The 18,495-nt window shown below is 54.9% G+C and carries 12 protein-coding genes; all 12 read right to left on the minus strand.

All coding sequences use genetic code 11. The features are described 5' to 3' along the window. Positions 1–265: 265 nt before the first annotated feature. Entirely contained in the window at positions 266–1,993 is a 1,728-nt protein-coding gene (locus tag BS639_RS21010; RefSeq protein ID WP_055770730.1) for an ABC transporter ATP-binding protein, read from the minus strand. 221 nt (positions 1,994–2,214) lie between these two features. Continuing rightward, on the minus strand, positions 2,215–2,892 hold the full coding sequence (narI, locus tag BS639_RS21015) for a respiratory nitrate reductase subunit gamma (protein WP_055770727.1): 678 nt from the start codon (positions 2,890–2,892) through the stop codon (positions 2,215–2,217). Next, positions 2,889–3,623: a nitrate reductase molybdenum cofactor assembly chaperone gene (narJ, locus tag BS639_RS21020; RefSeq protein WP_084984236.1), complete on the minus strand. Its 735-nt coding sequence runs from the start codon at positions 3,621–3,623 to the stop codon at positions 2,889–2,891. The genes narI and narJ overlap by 4 nt, the downstream gene beginning before the upstream one ends. Next, positions 3,620–5,158 (minus strand): nitrate reductase subunit beta, encoded by a 1,539-nt coding sequence (gene narH, locus BS639_RS21025; RefSeq protein ID WP_084984237.1) that lies wholly within the window; start codon positions 5,156–5,158, stop codon positions 3,620–3,622. The genes narJ and narH overlap by 4 nt, the downstream gene beginning before the upstream one ends. After that, a complete protein-coding gene (locus tag BS639_RS21030; protein WP_084984238.1) occupies positions 5,155–8,904 on the minus strand; it encodes a nitrate reductase subunit alpha in 3,750 nt (1,249 codons plus the stop codon). The genes narH and BS639_RS21030 overlap by 4 nt, the downstream gene beginning before the upstream one ends. A gap of 314 nt (positions 8,905–9,218) precedes the next feature. Then, a complete protein-coding gene (locus BS639_RS21035) occupies positions 9,219–10,907 on the minus strand; it encodes a chloride channel protein (protein ID WP_084984239.1) in 1,689 nt (562 codons plus the stop codon). A gap of 140 nt (positions 10,908–11,047) precedes the next feature. After that, positions 11,048–12,166: a M24 family metallopeptidase gene (locus BS639_RS21040; RefSeq protein ID WP_139804166.1), complete on the minus strand. Its 1,119-nt coding sequence runs from the start codon at positions 12,164–12,166 to the stop codon at positions 11,048–11,050. Positions 12,167–12,169: 3 nt separating this feature from the next. Beyond that, positions 12,170–13,396 (minus strand): M20 family metallopeptidase, encoded by a 1,227-nt coding sequence (locus tag BS639_RS21045; protein WP_084984250.1) that lies wholly within the window; start codon positions 13,394–13,396, stop codon positions 12,170–12,172. Between the two features lie 15 nt (positions 13,397–13,411). Next, the gene (locus BS639_RS21050; RefSeq protein ID WP_084984240.1) at positions 13,412–15,079 is read right to left on the minus strand and encodes a dipeptide ABC transporter ATP-binding protein; all 1,668 of its coding nucleotides are present in this window, start codon (positions 15,077–15,079) and stop codon (positions 13,412–13,414) included. Then, on the minus strand, positions 15,079–15,906 hold the full coding sequence (locus BS639_RS21055) for an ABC transporter permease (protein ID WP_055770712.1): 828 nt from the start codon (positions 15,904–15,906) through the stop codon (positions 15,079–15,081). Before BS639_RS21055 ends, BS639_RS21050 begins: the two co-directional genes overlap by 1 nt. Continuing rightward, a complete protein-coding gene (locus BS639_RS21060) occupies positions 15,899–16,846 on the minus strand; it encodes an ABC transporter permease (protein WP_055770709.1) in 948 nt (315 codons plus the stop codon). Before BS639_RS21060 ends, BS639_RS21055 begins: the two co-directional genes overlap by 8 nt. A 12-nt stretch (positions 16,847–16,858) precedes the next feature. Then, positions 16,859–18,454 carry an ABC transporter substrate-binding protein gene (locus tag BS639_RS21065; RefSeq protein ID WP_084984241.1) on the minus strand — a complete coding sequence of 532 codons (1,596 nt, stop codon included), beginning with the start codon at positions 18,452–18,454 and terminating at the stop codon, positions 16,859–16,861. Positions 18,455–18,495: the final 41 nt, after the last annotated feature.

Here is an 18,495-nt window from a genome sequence, read left to right on the forward strand (position 1 = left end):
ATTAAATATTTATACCGCCTCCATCAACAAAGTATTATTTAAGTCAAATATTGAATTAAAATAATAGCCTCATAATGACGGGCGTTATTAAAATGAACATTACTCAGAAATATTAATGCCCGAAACGGGCAATTAATAAACAGCAGTTATTGTTTTGAACAAAGGCTTGAAGGGTTTTAGCGGGAATAGTTTAGTTTAAAAACGTCGTTAGATGATTAGGCGGCGTGGAGAGCGCCGCCTATAAGATAACAAAAACGGTTTCCTGCTAACTTTCTGCAACGTCTCTGAACTGTGCCGCATGCAACGCAGCATAACGTCCACCGAGCGCCAACAGCGCGTGATGACTCCCCTCCTCAATAATCCCTTCTTTATCGACAACCACAATACGATCTGCATTTTGGATAGTTGCCAGACGGTGCGCGATAACCAGTGTGGTTCTGCCCTCGGAAAGCTCGGCAAGAGATTGCTGAATCGCCTGCTCGGTTGCGGTATCCAGCGCCGACGTGGCTTCATCAAGGATAAGAATGGGTGGATTCTTTAAAAAGATCCGCGCAATCGACAGACGCTGCTTTTGACCACCGCTCAGCTTAACGCCGCGCTCGCCAATAATCGTCTCCATCCCCTGCGGTAAGTCGGCAATCATCTCATCGAGGCGCGCTCTTCTTGCCGCTTCCCACACGTCAGCATCGCTGGCCTCGAGCTTGCCATAAAGGATGTTTTCGCGGATTGTGCCACCAAAAAGAAACACGTCCTGTTGAACGATGCCGATATTATTACGCAGTGAGCTTTGGGTCATATTACGGATGTCGATGCCATCGATAGTGATACTGCCGTTGCTAACGTCATAGAAGCGAGGCAACAGTGAGCACAGCGTCGTTTTACCCGCCCCTGAAGGGCCAACAAAGGCCAGCGTTTCACCGGCCACGATAGTCAGATTTATTCCGTCAAGAATTTTGCTCGCCGGGGTATAGCCAAACACCACGTCGCGATAGCAAATATTGCCCTTCAGATGTGCAACCTCTACCGCGTCCTGCTTATCAACAATATCCGGATCGGTATCAATAAGCTGAGTAAAGCGCTTAAATCCTGCAATCCCTTTTGGATAGCTTTCCATTACCGAGGTGATTTTATCTACCGGTCGAAAGAAGACTTCCACTAGCAACAGGAAACCCACGAAACCGCCGTAGCTCAACGTACCGTCAACCACGTACCAGGTTCCGGCAATCATCACTACCAGTTGCACCAGGCGGGTACTTAAATAACTGAGAGTTATACTGGCAGTCATGATGCGGTAAGCGCGCAGCTTGGTGGTGCGATAATTTGCGTTGTCAGTAGCAAACAGCTTTTCTTCATGACTCTCGTTGGCAAACGCCTTTACTACGCGGATGCCACCAATGCTTTCGGCGACGCGAGCATTGAAATTCCCCACCTGACCAAACAGTCTGCGCCAAGTTTCGGTCATCTGTGCCCCATAGCGCCCTACCAGCCAGGCCATAAACGGCACGATGATAATTGTCATCAGCGCCAGCTGTAGGTGGACGGTAGCCATCAGGATAAACGCGCCGATAAAAGTCATGATGGCAATAAACAGGTCTTCCGGCCCGTGGTGCGCCACCTCGCCCACTTCCTCCAGATCTTTGGTGACGTGAGTAATAATGTGACCGGTCTTAGTATTGTCGTAATAGCGGAAAGACAGCTTCTGTAGATGATTAAAAGCCTGAGTGCGCATGTCGGTTTCAATGCCCACCCCCAGCGCGTGTCCCCAATAGTTCACAATGGCCATCAGCCCGGTATTGAGCAGATAAATGGCCAGCAGAGCGACCGCCGCCGTCAGGATAAGCACCCAGTCATGGGCAGGCAGCAGCTTGTCGATGAACAACTTCACCGCCATCGGAAAGCCGAGCTCCAATAAGCCGCCCAAAATGGCGCAGCCGAAATCGAGGTAGAACAACTTTTTATACGGTCTGTAGTAGGAGAAAAAACGGCGGAGCATCATGCATCCTTTAATTGAAATTAATTATTGGTTCAGATTCTAAATGAAAATGGTTATCAATATTAATATTTGTTTAAGGAGCACGCATAAAGTATCGGGATAGGAGAATTGGCGGCTTGCGGAATGAATAAATAATCAAACAAATCAGAACGTTCTCTTCCCTCGCTGCCTTCCCTCGATGAAAACAGCGGAAGATGGCAGCGAGGGAGTGACGTTTGCACTCAGCGACGATTACGCACGAGCTGGTAGCGACGGGTGAGGTATTCCACCGGCGCGCTCCAGATATGCACCAGTCGGCAGAACGGGAACACCAGAAACAGCGTCATGCCGAGCACCATGTGCAGGCGAAAAATCAGTGCAACGCCGTCAAGATGCGCCGAGGCACTGCCTTGGAAGGTCACGACCGCCTGCGCCCAACCGACCAGTTTCATCATTTCGCTGCCGTCCATATGCTGCGCCGAAAAAGGAATGGTGCCCAGACCGAGACAAACCTGCAGGACCAGCAGCGCAATAATTAGAATATCGCCCATGCTTGAAGTGGCCCGCACACGGCTGTTGGTCAAGCGTCGCTTAAGCAACATCGCGCCGCCCACCAAGGTCATAAGGCCACAAATCCCCCCCGCCACCATCGCCAACTGCTGCTTGGCGGCAATCGACAGGAACGGCTCATACATCCAGTGCGGCGTTAGCATGCCCACAAAATGTCCGAAAAATATGCCGATAATGCCGATGTGAAAAAGCGGTGAGGCAATGCGCAGCCCTTTTTTGTCAAGCAGCTGGCTGGATCCAGCGCGCCAGCTGTATTGCCCGTAGTCATAGCGCAGCCAGCTGCCTACCAAAAATACCGTGCCGGCAATATAGGGATAAATATCAAAAAAGAAGGTATTGAGGAAACTCATGGGCGTGACTCCCCGACGTTAACGGCGTCAGAATTTACGTCAAGATTGATGTACTGCGGCGCTACAGCACCGGCAAAGCGTTGGCTATGGGCCTTTTCTTCATCACTGATGCAGCCCTGCTCGCCGAGAAATTTGATTTGCTCCTCTTCCCAGACGGCGTCCAGAGCCTGCGGCGTATCATCGCGGCTCTCATTTCGCAGCTTTTCGGTGACGTCCTCAGCGGTGATTTCTACGCCAGAAAGCGTGAGCAGCAGCTCCAACAGCAGCGCGAAGTGGCTATCGCGCTGCTTAATGCGCGCCGCCAGCAGCGCCAGAATAGGCGCAATATCCACCAACCCCGCTTTGGCTTCGACCTCGGTGAGAGTGGCAAGATATTCAAGATAGAGCGGCAGATAGTCTGGCAGCTCTTTGCAATCCAACACCAGACCGGCGGCGCGGTATTGGTCTAAAAGATCGACCATCGCCTGCCCCCGATCGCGTGACTCACCGTGAACGTGCTCAAACAGCAGCAGTGAAGTGGCGCGTCCACGGTCAAACAGGCTACAGTATTCAGCCTGCCGGTCGAGCAGCTCGGCCGCACAGAACTGGCGTATAAACTCGGCAAGACGGTTGGCTGAGACCTGATCGAGTTCGCTGGTTTCTGCCACCAGCGCCAGCAGCTCATCGCGGTGCGCCCAGAGTGCGTCGTCAGGGTAATCCAGCAGGCGGGCAATGATTTGCAAGGTTTTCATTTTGCGGCTCCTGGCGTACGCGGGCTGACGTCAATGGCGTCGATGCGCTTGCTGTTGAACAGATTAAATTTGCCTTCACTGCCGTGGCAGCCATCGCCAAAGCTGAAACCACAGCTTTTACTTTCAGGAAACGCCTCGCGCGCCAGCTCGCGGTGGCTTGAAGGCACCACAAAACGATCCTCATAGTTGGCAATCGCCAGATAACGGTACATCTCCTGCGCCTGTTCCTGACTCAGGCCGACCTGCTCGAGCGCGGTGGTGTCAGTGACGCCATCGACCGTTTCAGCGCGCTTGAAGTGGCGCATGGCCAGCATGCGTTTCAACGCCAGCAGCACCGGTTGGGTATCACCGGCGGTTAATAGATTGGCTAGATATTGTACCGGTATGCGCAGGCTTTCGACATCCGGCAGTACACCGGTGTGCGGCATGGCGCCTGCGTCAGCGGCGGACTGAATAGGCGACAGCGGCGGCACGTACCACACCATGGGTAAGGTGCGATATTCAGGATGTAGCGGCAGTGCAAGCTTCCATTCCATCGCCATTTTGTACACCGGCGACTGCTGGGCGGCGTCAAGAACCGACTGCGGAATTCCCTGTTTCAGCGCCTCGGCAATCACCTGCGGATCATGCGGATTAAGGAAGATATCCATCTGACTCTGATAGAGATTTTGTTCATTTTCCACGCTGGCGGCCTGCTCAATCCGTTCAGCGTCGTACAGCAACACGCCAAGATAGCGAATGCGGCCCACGCAGGTCTCTGAACACACGGTAGGTTGCCCGGCTTCAATGCGTGGATAGCAGAAAATACATTTCTCCGACTTGCCGCTTTTCCAGTTGAAGTAGATTTTTTTGTACGGACAACCCGTGAGGCACATGCGCCATCCGCGACATTTATCTTGGTCTATCAGTACGATACCGTCCTCATCGCGCTTATAAATAGCGCCGCTCGGACAGGTCGCCACGCAGGCAGGATTGAGACAGTGTTCGCACAGCCGTGGCAAATACATCATGAAGGTGTTTTCGAACTCGCCATACATCTCTTTCTGCATATTAGCAAAATTGCTGTCGGCCGAACGGGTCGAAAACTCGCCGCCGAGGTCGTCCTCCCAGTTGGGCCCGCCGACGATTTTATCCATTCTTTGGCCGGTAATCAGCGAACGCGGACGCGCAATAGGCTGATGCTTGCCCGCTTTAGCGTTGTGTAAATGCTGATAGTCGAAGTCAAACGGCTCGTAATAGTCGTCGATTTCAGGCATGTGGGGATTCACGAAGATTTTTGACAACAACTGCAACTTATTGCCCATTCTCGGCTGAAGTCTGCCGCTGATTTTACGGATCCAGCCGCCCTTCCATTTCTGCTGATTTTCCCAGTCGTTGGGGAAACCGATGCCTGGTTTAGTTTCAACGTTGTTGAACCAGCCATACTCGACGCCTTCACGGCTGGTCCAGACGTTTTTACAGGTCACGGAGCAAGTGTGGCAGCCAATGCATTTATCTAGGTTCAAAACCATGCCAACCTGTGAACGAATTTTCATTTAACACTCCCCTGCACGCTGTCATTGCCTTCGCCGTCTAACCAGTCAATACGGCTCATTTTTCGCACCACCACAAAGTCGTCGCGGTTTGAACCCACGGTGCCGTAGTAGTTGAAGCCATATGACTGCTGAGCATAGCCGCCAATCATATGCGTCGGTTTTGGCGTGACGCGAGTGACCGAGTTGTGAATGCCGCCGCGCTGCTGGGTGATTTCCGAACCGGGGATATTCACCAGACGCTCCTGCGCGTGGTACATCATGGTCATGCCTGACGGAACCCGCTGGCTAACCACCGCCCGCGCGGTCAGTGAGCCGTTGGCGTTAAACGCTTCAATCCAATCGTTATCAGTGATGCCCAACTGGCGGGCATCGTCTTCACTGAGCCAGACAATCGGCCCCCCGCGCGACAGCGTTAACATCAGCAGATTGTCGCTGTAGGTCGAATGGATGCCCCATTTCTGATGCGGCGTGATGAAATTCAGCGCCATTTCGGGGTTGCCATTGGGCTTGGCGTTCAAATATGGCTGTGCAGCACGGGTATCAATTGGCGGACGATAGACCAGCAAACTTTCGCCAAAGGCGCGCATCCATTCGTGATCTTGATAAATCTGCTGGCGGCCGCTCAGCGTGCGCCAAGGAATGAGCTCATGCACGTTGGTATAACAGGCGTTATAAGAGACGTGTTCGTCTTCAAGACCCGACCAGGTTGGGCTAGAAATTATCTTGCGCGGCTGCGCCTGAAGGTCGCGGAAACGGATTTTCTCGTCTTCTTTATTCAGTGCAAGATGGCGATGGTCAATGCCGGTAAATTCGCCCAGCGCCTGCCAGGCTTTAACCGCCACCTGACCGTTGGTTTCTGGAGCCAGCGTCAGAATAATTTCTGCCGCGTCGATCGCCGTCTCAATCTTCGGGCGCCCCGTTGCCACACCGGTGGACTGGGTATAGTTAAGCTTTTTCAACAGTTCAATTTCACTGTCGGTATTCCAGTTAATGCCCTTACCACCATTGCCCAATTTATCGAGTAACGGACCCAACGCGGTAAATCGCGCATAAGTGTTGGGATAATCGCGCTCAACCGCCACAAGATGCGGGGCAGTAACGCCCGGAATGAGGTCGCACTCCCCCTTTTTCCACTCCTCAACGCCCAACGGCTGGGCCAGTTCGGCGGCAGAGTCATGTTGAATCGGTAATGTCACCAAGTCCGTTTCTACCCCTAAATGCCCAACACAAACGCGTGAAAACTCCTTTGCCAGGCCTTTATAGATGTCCCAGTCGCTTTTCGATTCCCACGCTGGGTCAACGGCGGCAGAAAGCGGATGAATAAAGGGATGCATATCCGAGGTATTCATGTCGTCTTTCTCATACCAAGTGGCAGTCGGCAGCACAATGTCGGAGTAAAGACAGGTGCTCGACAGGCGAAAATCGAGCGTAACCACCAAATCCAGCTTGCCTTCGCCGCCCTTGTCCTGCCATTCCACCTCTTCCGGCAGTGTTTCGCCCTGAATACCGAGATCTTTACCTTGAATGCCATTTTCTGTACCGAGTAGATACTTGAGTAGGTATTCATGACCCTTACCGGAGGAGCCTAACAAGTTGGATCGCCAGACAAAAAGATTACGCGGATAGTTTTGCGGCGCGTCCGGCTGCTCTGCGGCAAAGCGAATACTGCCGTTTTTCAGGCTATCGACGGTGAAATCCTGCAAATTTTGCCCCGCTGACTGGGCCATTTTCGCCAGATTCAACGGATTGACGTTGAGCTGAGGCGCAGAAGGCAGCCAGCCCATTCTTTCGGCCCGTACATTGAAGTCGATCAAGCTACCGGTAAAACGAGACGCGTCGGCCAAAGGCGAAAGCAGCGACTGTGGTGCCACCGTTTCATAGCGCCACTGGCTTGAATGGTTATAAAAGAAGGAGGTCCCGTTCATCTGACGTGGCGGTCGCTGCCAGTCCAGGCCAAAGGCCAGCGGTTGCCAACCGGTTTGCGGACGCAGTTTTTCCTGCCCAACATAGTGCGCCCAGCCGCCCCCGCTTTGGCCTACACAGCCGCAGAAGATCAGCATGTTAATGAGGCCGCGGTAGTTCATGTCCATGTGATACCAGTGATTCAATCCCGCGCCGACGATTATCATCGATCGTCCGTGGGTTTTATCGGCGGTATCGGCAAACTCACTGGCAATACGAATAATATTTTGCTGTGACACGCCGGTGATTTTTTCGGCCCACGCCGGACTGTAGGCTTTTACGTCATCAAAGCTTTGCGCACAGTTTTCGTCACCTAGACCGCGTTCAATGCCGTAGTTCGCCAGCGTCAGGTCGTATACGCTAGCGACCTGCGCCTCCGTGCCGTCTGCCAAACGAATACGTTTGACCGGCAGCTTGTGCAGCAGAATTTCTTCCAGCGCCACACTGCTGAAATGCTCGTGTGTAATACCCCCAAAATAGGGGAAGCCCACTTCAACCACGTCGTCGTGCTGGCCAAGCAGGCTCAGCGCCAGCTTAACCTCCTGCTGGTCTTTTCCTTCCCGTGCTTCAAGATTCCACTGCCCTTTCTCTCCCCAGCGGTAGCCTATCGAGCCTAGCGGTGAAACCAGCTCACCGTGGTGTTCATCAAGCGCGATAGTCTTCCACTGCGGGTTATTTTCCTGGCCCAGATTATCGACCAAGTCCGAGGCACGCAGCATACGGCCGGCGGCAAAATGGCCCCCTTCGCGCGGTTCGAGCAGCACCAGCATCGGCATGTCGGTGTAGCGCCGCACATAATCAATGAAGTAGGTACTCGGATTATCCAGATGGAAAGATTTGAGAATAACGTGCCCCATCGCCAGCGCCAGCGCACTGTCGGTACCTTGCTTCGGCGCTAACCAGTGGTCGCAAAGCTTGGCCACTTCGGCGTAGTCCGGAGTGATGGCGACCGTTTTGGTGCCTTTGTAACGAACTTCACTGAAGAAGTGCGCGTCGGGCGTGCGCGTCTGCGGCAGGTTTGAGCCCCAGGCAATTATGTAGGACGAGTTGTACCAATCGGCCGATTCGGGAACGTCGGTTTGTTCGCCCCACGTCATTGGCGAAGCCGGTGGCAGATCGCAGTACCAGTCGTAAAAGCTCAGGCACACGCCACCAATTAGCGACAGATAGCGCGAACCGGCGGCGTAGGAGACCATCGACATGGCTGGAATAGGCGAAAAACCGAGAATGCGATCGGGTCCAAAGGTCTTGGCGGTATAAACATTGGCGGCAGCAATCAGTTCATTCACTTCCTGCCAGCTCGAACGGACGAACCCGCCGCGTCCGCGCGCCACTTTATAGGTTTTAGATTTCTCGGGGTCGCTGACGATTGAACCCCAGGCATCGACCGGATCGCTGTGCTGAAGCTTAGCCTCACGCCAAAGCTGGATCAGCTTTTTACGCATCAGGGGATACTTCAGGCGATTGGCGCTGTAAAGATACCAGGAGTAGCTTGCGCCACGTGGGCAGCCGCGGGGCTCATGGTTGGGCAAATCTGGACGCGTACGCGGATAGTCGGTCTGCTGAGTTTCCCAGGTGACTAGACCATTTTTGACGTATATTTTCCAGCTACAGGAGCCGGTACAGTTTACGCCGTGGGTCGAGCGCACAATTTTATCGTGCTGCCAGCGGCTGCGATAGCCGTCTTCCCAGTCACGATTAGTGTTTAGCGTTTGTCCGAGCCCATCGGCAAACGGTTCAGCCAGCTGTTTAAAATAACGAAACCGGTCAAGAAACTTGCTCATCCAGAAACCTCCTGAGTCAGACGCCAGAGGCGTGCTGTCTTCATTGTCTTCCAAAAAAAGCGTGGCGTTGCCCACAGACAACAACACAGGATGACATGATTAAAATTGCCGCTAGGGTAGCCACGGGAAGCCCGAGCCAATTTGATGGCGATCAATCATGATTGAGAGGGACAACAGGATGCGGATTAGCCTACTCCTTAGGGAGTAGCAGGGTTTTATCTTCAATTCTTTGATATTTAATGAGTTAGCGCCCATATGTGAGCGCCTGTATAACTCGGAGTACGTGAACGGCTATTTAGGGGTAGTGGACGGGCCTAAAGAAAATCTTTCGCCTTGCTCAGCAGCGCCGCCTTGGTGATGACACCCAGCAGACGTCGTGATTGGGCATTTTCGAGCACCGGCAGGCGTTCGAGCGGTGACGAACTGAAGGTCGCCCAAGCCTGTTCATAGCTCGACTGCTGATATAGCACGATAAATTCGTGTTCAATGTAGGCGTCAATGCTGCTCTCTTTGTTCAGCGTGCCGTCGATAATGCCACTGGCAAGCACGTTGGTCGGCACCACGCCAAGAAAACGCTCTTCTCTGTCGACAACGTAGACAAAACGCGTGCGCTGTTTCAGCCCTTCACTCACCACTTCGGCAAGCGTTGCGTCGATATACATCTTGGAACACGGGCACATCAGCTCGGCGACCGTGCCGTTTTCAAAATCACTTTTTGCCGCGAAGCGTGCATTATGGCGGGTTAACACTGGATAAGTTCCGCTGGCCTTGAAGCGCGAGGCCACTACGTAAGAAATCGCCGTAGCCAGCATCAGTGGGAACAGCAGCGAGCTGTTGAGGGTCATTTCAAACGCCATCATGATTGACATTAGCGGTGCATGGCTGGTTGCGGCCAACAGCGCACTCATGCCAATCGCGGCATAAAGGCCCATCGGGCCGGGATCTAACCCCATCCACTGCAAACAGGTACAAACCAGCGCCCCGCCCGCTGCACCAATCAGCAGCGACGGGGTAAACAGCCCGCCCACCGCACCTGAGCCGACAGTAATTGCCGTGGCGACAATTTTTAGCACCAGCAACAGCAGCAGCGAAGTGTGCAGATTGCCGTTGTTGAGAATAAGGTCGATCACTTCAAAGCCGTTACCCAGCACCAGCGGCGAAACCATGGCCACCAGCCCAACCGCCAGCCCACCCAGTCCCAAACGCAGCGCGGGATGACTTATCGGTTGCAGGGTCTTACGGACTTTATCAATTGAAGCGATAAACAGCGGTCCCAAGATTCCGGTAATGGCCCCTATCGCCAGCACGGTTATTATCGCACTCGGCGTCGGGCTGAATACGGCAGATGAATAGAGATAAAGCGGCGCATAGTGAGTGAGAGAGCGCACCGTCAACACGGCCACTGAGGCGGAAATAAACAGCGGAATAAGCCGCTGAACGGCGGTGACGCCAAAGGCGATTTCAGCAACAAACAGCGCACCGGCAAACGGCGCATGGTAGACCGCAGCCAACCCTCCGGCGGCGGCCATGGCAATCACGTCCGACTGATGCAGGGTTGAAAATCGGCTAAAGCGCCCTAGCAGGCTGCCGCTGAGCGCCGAAAGTTGCACCATCGCGCCTTCACGACCGATAGAGCCTCCGCTGGCGATACTGGCAAGCGACGACAGTGAACGCAGCAAGGTGCTGACCACCGGAATACCCGGTAACCGTTGATCGATAACGTCGAGATAATCGGGCATTTTACCGTTGCGTGACTCATGGCGCATTGCCCAATACAGAATGAAACCGGCCACCACGCCGCCGACGGTGGTGATAAGCGGCCAGGCCAAGAGAGGATATTCACGAAAAGCACGGGTAATATCCGAACCATCGGTAAACATCAGGCCGTTTATGCCGCTGATCGCCAGACGAAAACCGATGGTCACTAAGGCAGCAATAATCCCAGCGGGAATAGCAATCAACACGTTTACCCAATCGGATTTTTGCAGCGCTTTGAAGCCCATTTTTTTCCTAATTCACTGTGTCTTGCGGGGTATTTCTTTAGAAGAAATCATAGCATTACTCCGCGTTTGGGTAATAAGGAAGTTTAGGCATTGTCACAACTCTCTTGTAAAGCGCTTATCTGAAAAGGCATACAAAAATACTAGGGCAGAGAAAAAATCTTTCGCGGCAGTTGGTTAAGGCGCACGCCTCCTTCTGGCGTCACCCACACGGTTTCACTGAACGCCAGCCCCTGCGCGGAGGTATACATATGAAACACACTGTTTTCCTCCAGTAACCCGTGCGCTTCGGGTGTAAAGCAGTGTGAAAAATCACTTGGGCGCGGTGTGCGGCCATAAATTCCCAACGCGTAGCCGGTAACGTTGCCGTACTCGCCGCGCAGTCCGGCTTTGAGCACACCGTCGCGCACGATGGCGTCGATATCACAGGCGCAGACGCCGGGTTTCATCGCGGCAATTTGCTGGTCCTGAAGATCCATCAGCTGTGCCGCGACCGCTGACTGCTGCGCCGTGGGACCGCCGACCACAAACGGTCGCATCAACCGCGCGCTGTAATAATCGACTTTGGGCGTCAGTTCGACGTGCAAAATATCACCCTGGCTCAGGGTCTCGTCATGCGTTTGCGCATGTAAAAAGCCGCTGTCACCCGCCGATCGGACTATCGGACCGGTTTCACCGCTGTCAGCCCCTTCGCGCAGGAAAATCCCCGCACACAGCGCCGCAACGTCACGCACTCGCCAACCCGCCCGCACCTGCTGTTCAATGGCCAGATAAGCCCTGTCGGCTATCTTGGCCGCCTGACGCAGCTTTTCGATTTCAACGGGAAATTTAGCCTGCCGCAGGCTATCGCTGACGCCGCTCATTTCTATCCACCGCACCTCAGGCAGTCGGCCAGCAAGCTGCTGCAAGGTATAAACCGTCATACCATAAGAGTGGTAGTCCGCGCCCAGCGCTGCATGTTGAAATCCCCGCGTAATAATGCTGTTGGCGACGCACTGCCAGGGGTTTTTATCATCATGATAAGTGACAATGTCACTTATCCAACTCATCTTCTCGCAGGGTGCCGCGTCCAAAGCGCGCAGCACCATCCAGGGCTCCCCGTGAAGAGGAACCAAACAAGCGCGGTACATTGTTTCGGACACAGTAAAGCCGGTCAGCCAAAACAGCAGCTCGGCGTGGTCAATCAACAGCAGGTCTGCACCCACGGCCCTCATTGCCTCACGCGTGCGGGTGAGAGCAGGCGTGTTAACCTGCGCCGGCACGAATTACGCCTCAACCGGTTGGCAAATCTCAAGGATCGCCAACAGATAAATGCGCACAATGTCCAGGAAATCGCGGATGTGTACACGCTCGTCCGGCATGGTGTTGAATTTGCCGCCGGGACCGCAAACGATGCCTTCCATTCCTAACATCTGGTAAAAGTGCGCCGCGTCGGTGCCGTAAAAAGCCGGAGGGGTGATGACGCCGGTAGGCTGATCTTCACCGCGAATCTGACGATAAGCACGCCCGACCGCTTTCACAATCGGCGATTCGCTAGAGACTTCAAACGGCAGCATGGTTGGGCGGTCACGTTTGCCGTCGTCAATCAACTCAGCCTGCAGGCCAGGATATTTGACGCACAGCGCATCGAGCAGGTTCTGAATATCGACCAATACTCCGTCGACGGTCTGACCCGGTGCAAATCGCGCTGACCCTTTCAAACGCACAAAATCGGCCACCTGCGGCGGACGCCAGTCCTGCAACTCGCGGCCCAATGCCCCATGAATTGACCCGATGTGACCACGGTTAATTTTCAAATGATCGGCGGTTTCAGCCCCGGTAAACGTCATGGCGTTGATTTGTGGAATGAGATCAATCGCCGCGACGATAGCGTCTACCGCCTCCTCACGCTTGGATAAGTGGCGGGTATCGCCAGTCAGCTCGATGGTGAACATTAACGAGCCTGCGTGCATGGTCAGCGCCTGCACGTCGGTGGGTTCGGAGTTGATGAAGTAATCGGCCTTAATGCCCTGTTCGATGGCCGCGATAGTGCCCACCCCGCCCTGCAACTCGCCGACTACGTAAGTCAGAATAACGTCCCCTTTGAGCTTGACCCCCGCGTCAATCAGCGTTTTCAGCGCGCAGAAATAAGCGGCGTCCCCGGCTTTCATATTCGATACGCCGATGCCGTAGATAAACTCGTCGTCGATTTTCCCTTCCCACGGGTCAACGGTCCAGCCCTCGGTCACCGGATTAGTATCAAGGTGGCCATTAAACAGCAGGCTGTTACCGCCGCCGCCCACGCCCGGCAGTGTGCCAATTGCGTTCAAACGGTCCCCAGGAACCGGTTGAAGCTGCGTCTCTAGCCCCAGCGCCTGCATCTGACTGGCCATGTACTCTGCCAACCTGCGCTCACCGTCGGTAGCGCTGTAGCTTTTATGTTGCACCATGCGCGCCAGAAAACTCAGGCAATATTCATCATCTATCGAGGCCAAAAGCTGTTCAGAGTTCATCGGTAAACCTTTCATTCAGGAGAGTTCAACAAGTTGGGGATCTAGAGCGCCTGCGGCAGGGGTATGCACCGCCGCCAGCAGCGCCTGGGTATAGCTATGCTTCGCGTGTTGCCGCATCTCTTTACCGGGCAACATCTCGACTAAATCACCGCGATACATCACCGCGACGCGATGGGCGATTTGCCGCACCAGATTTAAGTCGTGAGTAATAAATAGATAAGCGGTGCCATAGCGCTGGCGAAGCGTCAGCAGCAGCTCAATCACCGTCGCCTGCACCGACACGTCGAGCGCGGCGGTGATTTCATCACAAATCACTAAATCGGGGGGATTGGCAAAAGCGCGGGCAATCGCGACGCGCTGCTTTTGACCACCGGAAAGCTCGTGGGGAAAACGCCGGGCAAAATCGGCCGGCAGGCGCACGTCTTCGAGCAGTCTGGCCACCGCCTGCGCTTCGGTTTCTCCTTTTGGCAGTCCGTACAGGCGCAGCGGACGGGCAATAATTTCGCCAATGCGCTGGCGGGGATTAAGCGACGCATCGGGGTGTTGAAAAATCATCTGCACCCGACGGCGGTACTCTTTGTCCATTTCGCCTTTGCCGTACAGGCTATAGCCGCTGAAATCGAGTTTGCCGCTAAACGGCACCAGCCCTGTCAGCGCCTTGGCCAGGGTAGATTTACCCGAGCCTGACTCGCCGACAATGCCGAGGATTTCGCCCTGATGTAGCGTAAAACTGACGTCCGAGGCGGCGCGAGTTTGAGTATTTTTGCGGCGCAGCAGCCTGTCGATGACGCCGTGATGACCATAGTCGATGCTCACGCCCTCAAGACTTAACAGCGGCTGGTTTGAGACCGGCGCGTCATCCACCAGACGATGCGCAGGGTCAGGCACGGCGGCAACCAGCTTCTGCGTGTAGGCATGCTGCGGAGAAGAAAATAGATTTTTAGCCGCGGCCTGCTCCACGATATGGCCCTTTTCCAGCACGCACACACTGTCGGCCACCGAGGAAACCAGCGCTAAATCGTGTGATATATACAGGGACGCCACACCGGTTTCTTCGCGCAGACGGGCAAACAACTCGAGAATTTGCGCCGAACTGATCACATCCAGTGCGGTAGTGGGTTCGTCAAAAATCAGGCAGTCTGGCTGACAGGCAAAGGCGGTAGCAATCAGGACGCGCTGTTTTTCACCCCCGGAAACTTGATGCGGATAACGCTGCATCATCGCCGCCGGATTTTTAAGCTCGACGTCGGTGAGCAGTTGAATACCCAGCTCCATCGCCTGTTTGCCATTGAGCCCGCGATGGCGAATCAGCACTTCAGTCACCTGCTCGCCCAGCGTCAGCGTCGGGTTAAGCGAGGCGCTCGGGTCTTGAAAAATCATCCCCAGCTTGCCGCCGCGCAGCCCTTCAATTTGATTTTGCGGCATCTGGCGCAGGTCTTGTCCCTGCAACCTAATTTTGCCGCTGCGTTCGCGGGCATTGGCCGCCATGTAGCGCATAATCGACCAACCCAGCGTAGTTTTTCCCGAGCCAGACTCACCCACCAGCCCCACGACTTCACCGCGTTTAACGCTCAAATTAATGTTTTTAAGTACCTTCAGGGCATCGCCCTTTGGCAGCAAATAGTCGAGGCTATAATCTTCTATCGATAAAACGGCGTCAGGTTGTGTCGCAATAAGAGTCATCAATGGCTCCTTGGGTTAAGCGCATCGCGCAGGCCGTCGCCGAGCAGGTTAAAACCGATGGCAATCAGGGCGATGGCAATGCCTGGCGCCAGCATCATCCACGGTGCGTTAAAGAAATACGCGCGACCCTCGGAGACCATCAACCCCCACTCAGGTTCTGGCGGCTGCGCCCCCAGCCCAAGGAAGCTCAGCGTAGCAAACAGCATGATGGCGAAGGCCACGCGGATAGTCGCTTCAACAATAATAGGCGCTACGATGTTGGGCAGCATTTCGCGTAAAATGATGTACGTTGTCGACTCACCGCGGGCAATCGCGGCATTAACGTAGTCCTGCTGACGCGCGGCCAGTGAGACGCTACGCGCGATGCGCACCATGCCGGGAATAAAGGCAATGGTTATCGCCAGCACGGCGTTGAAACTGCTCTGCCCAAGCGTGCTGACAATGAGCAGCGCAAACAGCAGGCTTGGGATCGACATGACGGCGTCCATGGTGCGCATAATCGCCTCATCGACTTTTCCGCCGAGGTAGGCGCTGGCGGTGCCAACAATGGCGCCGATGACCATCGCCATCAGCGTGGCCAACAGCGACAGCACGATGGTGGCGCGCGCACCTATCATCACTCGGCTGAAAATATCTCGGCCAAGCTGGTCGGTGCCGAGCCAGTGTTCAAGGCCAGGCGGTTTGTAGCGCGCCAGAATTGACAGCGCTTCGGGGTCATAAGGGGCAATATGCGCGCCTCCCAACACCATCAGCGCGGCGAAAATTAAAATAAACAGTCCAACAGCACCCTGCGGAGAGCGGACTAAATGCTTTATTACATCACGCATAACTGATCCGCTTATCAAGATAGACATAGGCCAAATCGGCCAAGAAATTGACGATTGAATAGGTGGCGGCAAGAATTAATACGCCCGCCTGAATAGTCGGTAAATCTCTGGCCTGCACGGCAACAATCAGCTCGCGGCCAATACCCGGGATAGCAAAAATTTCTTCGACCACCACGATACCGCCAAGCAAATAACCGACGTCGAGGGCAACGATAGTAATCGTCGGCAACAGGCCGTTGCGCAGGGCATGACGCCACAGCACTCGGCGCTTTGACAGGCCTTTGAGGTGGGCGGCGCGGATATAATCAGTTTGCAGCACGTCAACCATTTCGGAGCGCACCATGCGCGAAACGTGCGCGACCAGAATCAATGCCACGGTCACCGAGGGTAAAATAAGGTGGCTTACGCCACCCCAAAAATCCTCCGTTAACGGAACATAGCCGGTGGCGGGCAGCACCTGCCAAACGTCGGCAAACAGCAGTAAAAGCAGCGTGGCGGTGACAAATTCCGGAAACGAAATACCCACGTAGGAGAGCACGCTGACCAGCATATCGGCCATTTTACCTCGGCGAACCGCAGCCCAAATCCCCAGCGGAATAGCAACAATCAGCATCAGTACCAGCGCGCAGGACGCCAACAGCAGCGAACGCCCGAGCGCCGCCAAAATAGTCGGCGCCACCGGTAATCCATTGCGCATCGACACGCCAAAATCACCGTGCAACACGCCGCGCAGCCAGTGCCAATACTGTAGCCAAGCCGGAGCATCCAGCCCCAACCTTGCCCGTACCGCCGCCAGCGCTTCCGGCGTAGCATTTTGCCCCAACAGCGTTACCGCCGCGTCGGCGGGCAACAGTTGAGTAATACCAAACACCAGCAGAGAGACCACCAGCAGGGTATAAATCACCAGCATCAAACGCTTTAAAAGATAACTCGCCGTCACACTGCCCCCTGCTTATTTACGGTTTGGCGCTTTTGCCGTCAGCCAAACGTGGTCGAGACGGAATACGGCGCCGCGCGGATTCAACTGATAACCGGCAACGTAGTCACGGCTGGCGGCCAGCAGGTCGAAGAAAGTCGGGATCATTGACGGCACCTGTTCGTGCATCAATTTTTGCGCCTGGCCGTAAAGCTCGCTGCGTTTGGCAACATCGTCGGTTTCACGCGCTGACTGTACTGCCTTGTCAAAGTCGGCGTTGTTCCAGCGCGTTTCATTCCATGAGGCCTTTGAGGTATACAGCAACGAGAACACCGCATCCGCCGTGGCCTGCATGTTGTAGAAACCGACGTAGAAATTGCCCTTCTTCCACACCTGATCCAGATAAGTGCTGTTGGCCATAGTCTGCACATTAATGCGAAATCCCGCCGGTTTAGCCATTTCGCGCAGCGCCACGCCAAGCTGGGTGCGCGTTGACGGTTTATCGGAGGCAATTAGCGTGATATCCAGCCCATCCGGATAGCCCGCTTCGGCCAGTAGGGCTTTGGCTTTGGCATAATCAGCCTGCTTGAGGGGCTCTTTCAGGTAATACTGATAGGCGGTGTTCAGCGGCGTATCATTGCCCGGCGTGCCAAAACCGTTGGCCACAAAGTCAACCATCGCGGCGCGGTCTACGCACAGTGCCAGCGCCTGACGCACGCGGACATCGTTGAACGGTTTGGCATCGCAGGCCATGTTAACGTTAAGGAACTGCCCGGCCGGGACGCGCAAAGGAATAACTCCGGACGATTTTGACAGGCGCGGAAATTCAGTGGACTGTACCGCCTGCATCAGATCGGTATCGCCGGAAATCAGCGCAGATCCTTCGGCAATGGCATCTGGGTAGACCACCACTTCCACGCGGTCGAGGTACGGGCGCTCAGGGTCGTAATAGTGCGGATTGCGCTCGACCACCACCAGCCGCTCGGGGTCAAACGACACCAGCTTGAACGGGCCAGTGCCGATAGCCTCTTTGCTTAGGCGCGCCAACTGCCCTTCGGCAATGGCGGCCGGCACGATTTTGGCATCGGGATAGGCCAGCATCACCGGCAGGTCGGCATAGGCTCCGTCGGTGGTTATCACCACGGTGGCGTCATCGCTGGCGGTAATGGTTTTAATCGGCCCGATGTTGCGCTGTCCCGGTGAGGCATTTTTGCTATCGAGAATGGCGTTAAGGCTGGCAACCACGTCTTTGGCGGTGCAGCTTGAACCGTCGTGGAAAGTCAGCCCCTTGCGCAGCGTAAAGGTCCACTGTGAAAGGTCTGCATTCGGCTTCCAGCTCTCGGCTAGGTCAGCCTCGGCTTTCATGTCCTGCGTAAGTCGGGTCAGCCCGCTGTACAGCAATTCGGCCAGCAGATACTCGGGATTGACCCGCGCCTGCTGGGGATTGAGCATGTTAGCAGCCTGATCGACACTGATGCGCAGCACGCCACCGCGGCGTGGTGTTCCCACAGAAGGCGTGCCGCTGGAGGCAGGTGCGGCGGCTTTGGCTGACCAAGGAAGCATGGCGGCACCGGTCAATACGGTGGTGCCTGCGATGAACTGGCGGCGGTTAACGTCTTTCATTGCACACATGATGACTTCCTCACTGGTTAGTCAGAAATACCCTGGGTTGG

The sequence above is a fragment of the Rouxiella silvae genome, assembly GCF_002093625.1.
GTDB classification, from domain to species: Bacteria; Pseudomonadota; Gammaproteobacteria; order Enterobacterales; family Enterobacteriaceae; genus Rouxiella; species Rouxiella silvae.

Bases quoted from the DNA above. Each gene is read 5' to 3' on its own strand.
- BS639_RS21010 (WP_055770730.1), bottom strand. From the start codon at position 1,993: ATGCTCCGCCGTTTTTTCTCCTACTACAGACCGTATAAAAAGTTGTTC.
- narI (WP_055770727.1), bottom strand. From the start codon at position 2,892: ATGAGTTTCCTCAATACCTTCTTTTTTGATATTTATCCCTATATTGCC.
- narJ (WP_084984236.1), bottom strand. From the start codon at position 3,623: ATGAAAACCTTGCAAATCATTGCCCGCCTGCTGGATTACCCTGACGAC.
- narH (WP_084984237.1), bottom strand. From the start codon at position 5,158: ATGAAAATTCGTTCACAGGTTGGCATGGTTTTGAACCTAGATAAATGC.
- BS639_RS21030 (WP_084984238.1), bottom strand. From the start codon at position 8,904: ATGAGCAAGTTTCTTGACCGGTTTCGTTATTTTAAACAGCTGGCTGAA.
- BS639_RS21035 (WP_084984239.1), bottom strand. From the start codon at position 10,907: ATGGGCTTCAAAGCGCTGCAAAAATCCGATTGGGTAAACGTGTTGATT.
- BS639_RS21045 (WP_084984250.1), bottom strand. From the start codon at position 13,396: ATGAACTCTGAACAGCTTTTGGCCTCGATAGATGATGAATATTGCCTG.
- BS639_RS21050 (WP_084984240.1), bottom strand. From the start codon at position 15,079: ATGACTCTTATTGCGACACAACCTGACGCCGTTTTATCGATAGAAGAT.
- BS639_RS21055 (WP_055770712.1), bottom strand. From the start codon at position 15,906: ATGCGTGATGTAATAAAGCATTTAGTCCGCTCTCCGCAGGGTGCTGTT.
- BS639_RS21065 (WP_084984241.1), bottom strand. From the start codon at position 18,454: ATGTGTGCAATGAAAGACGTTAACCGCCGCCAGTTCATCGCAGGCACC.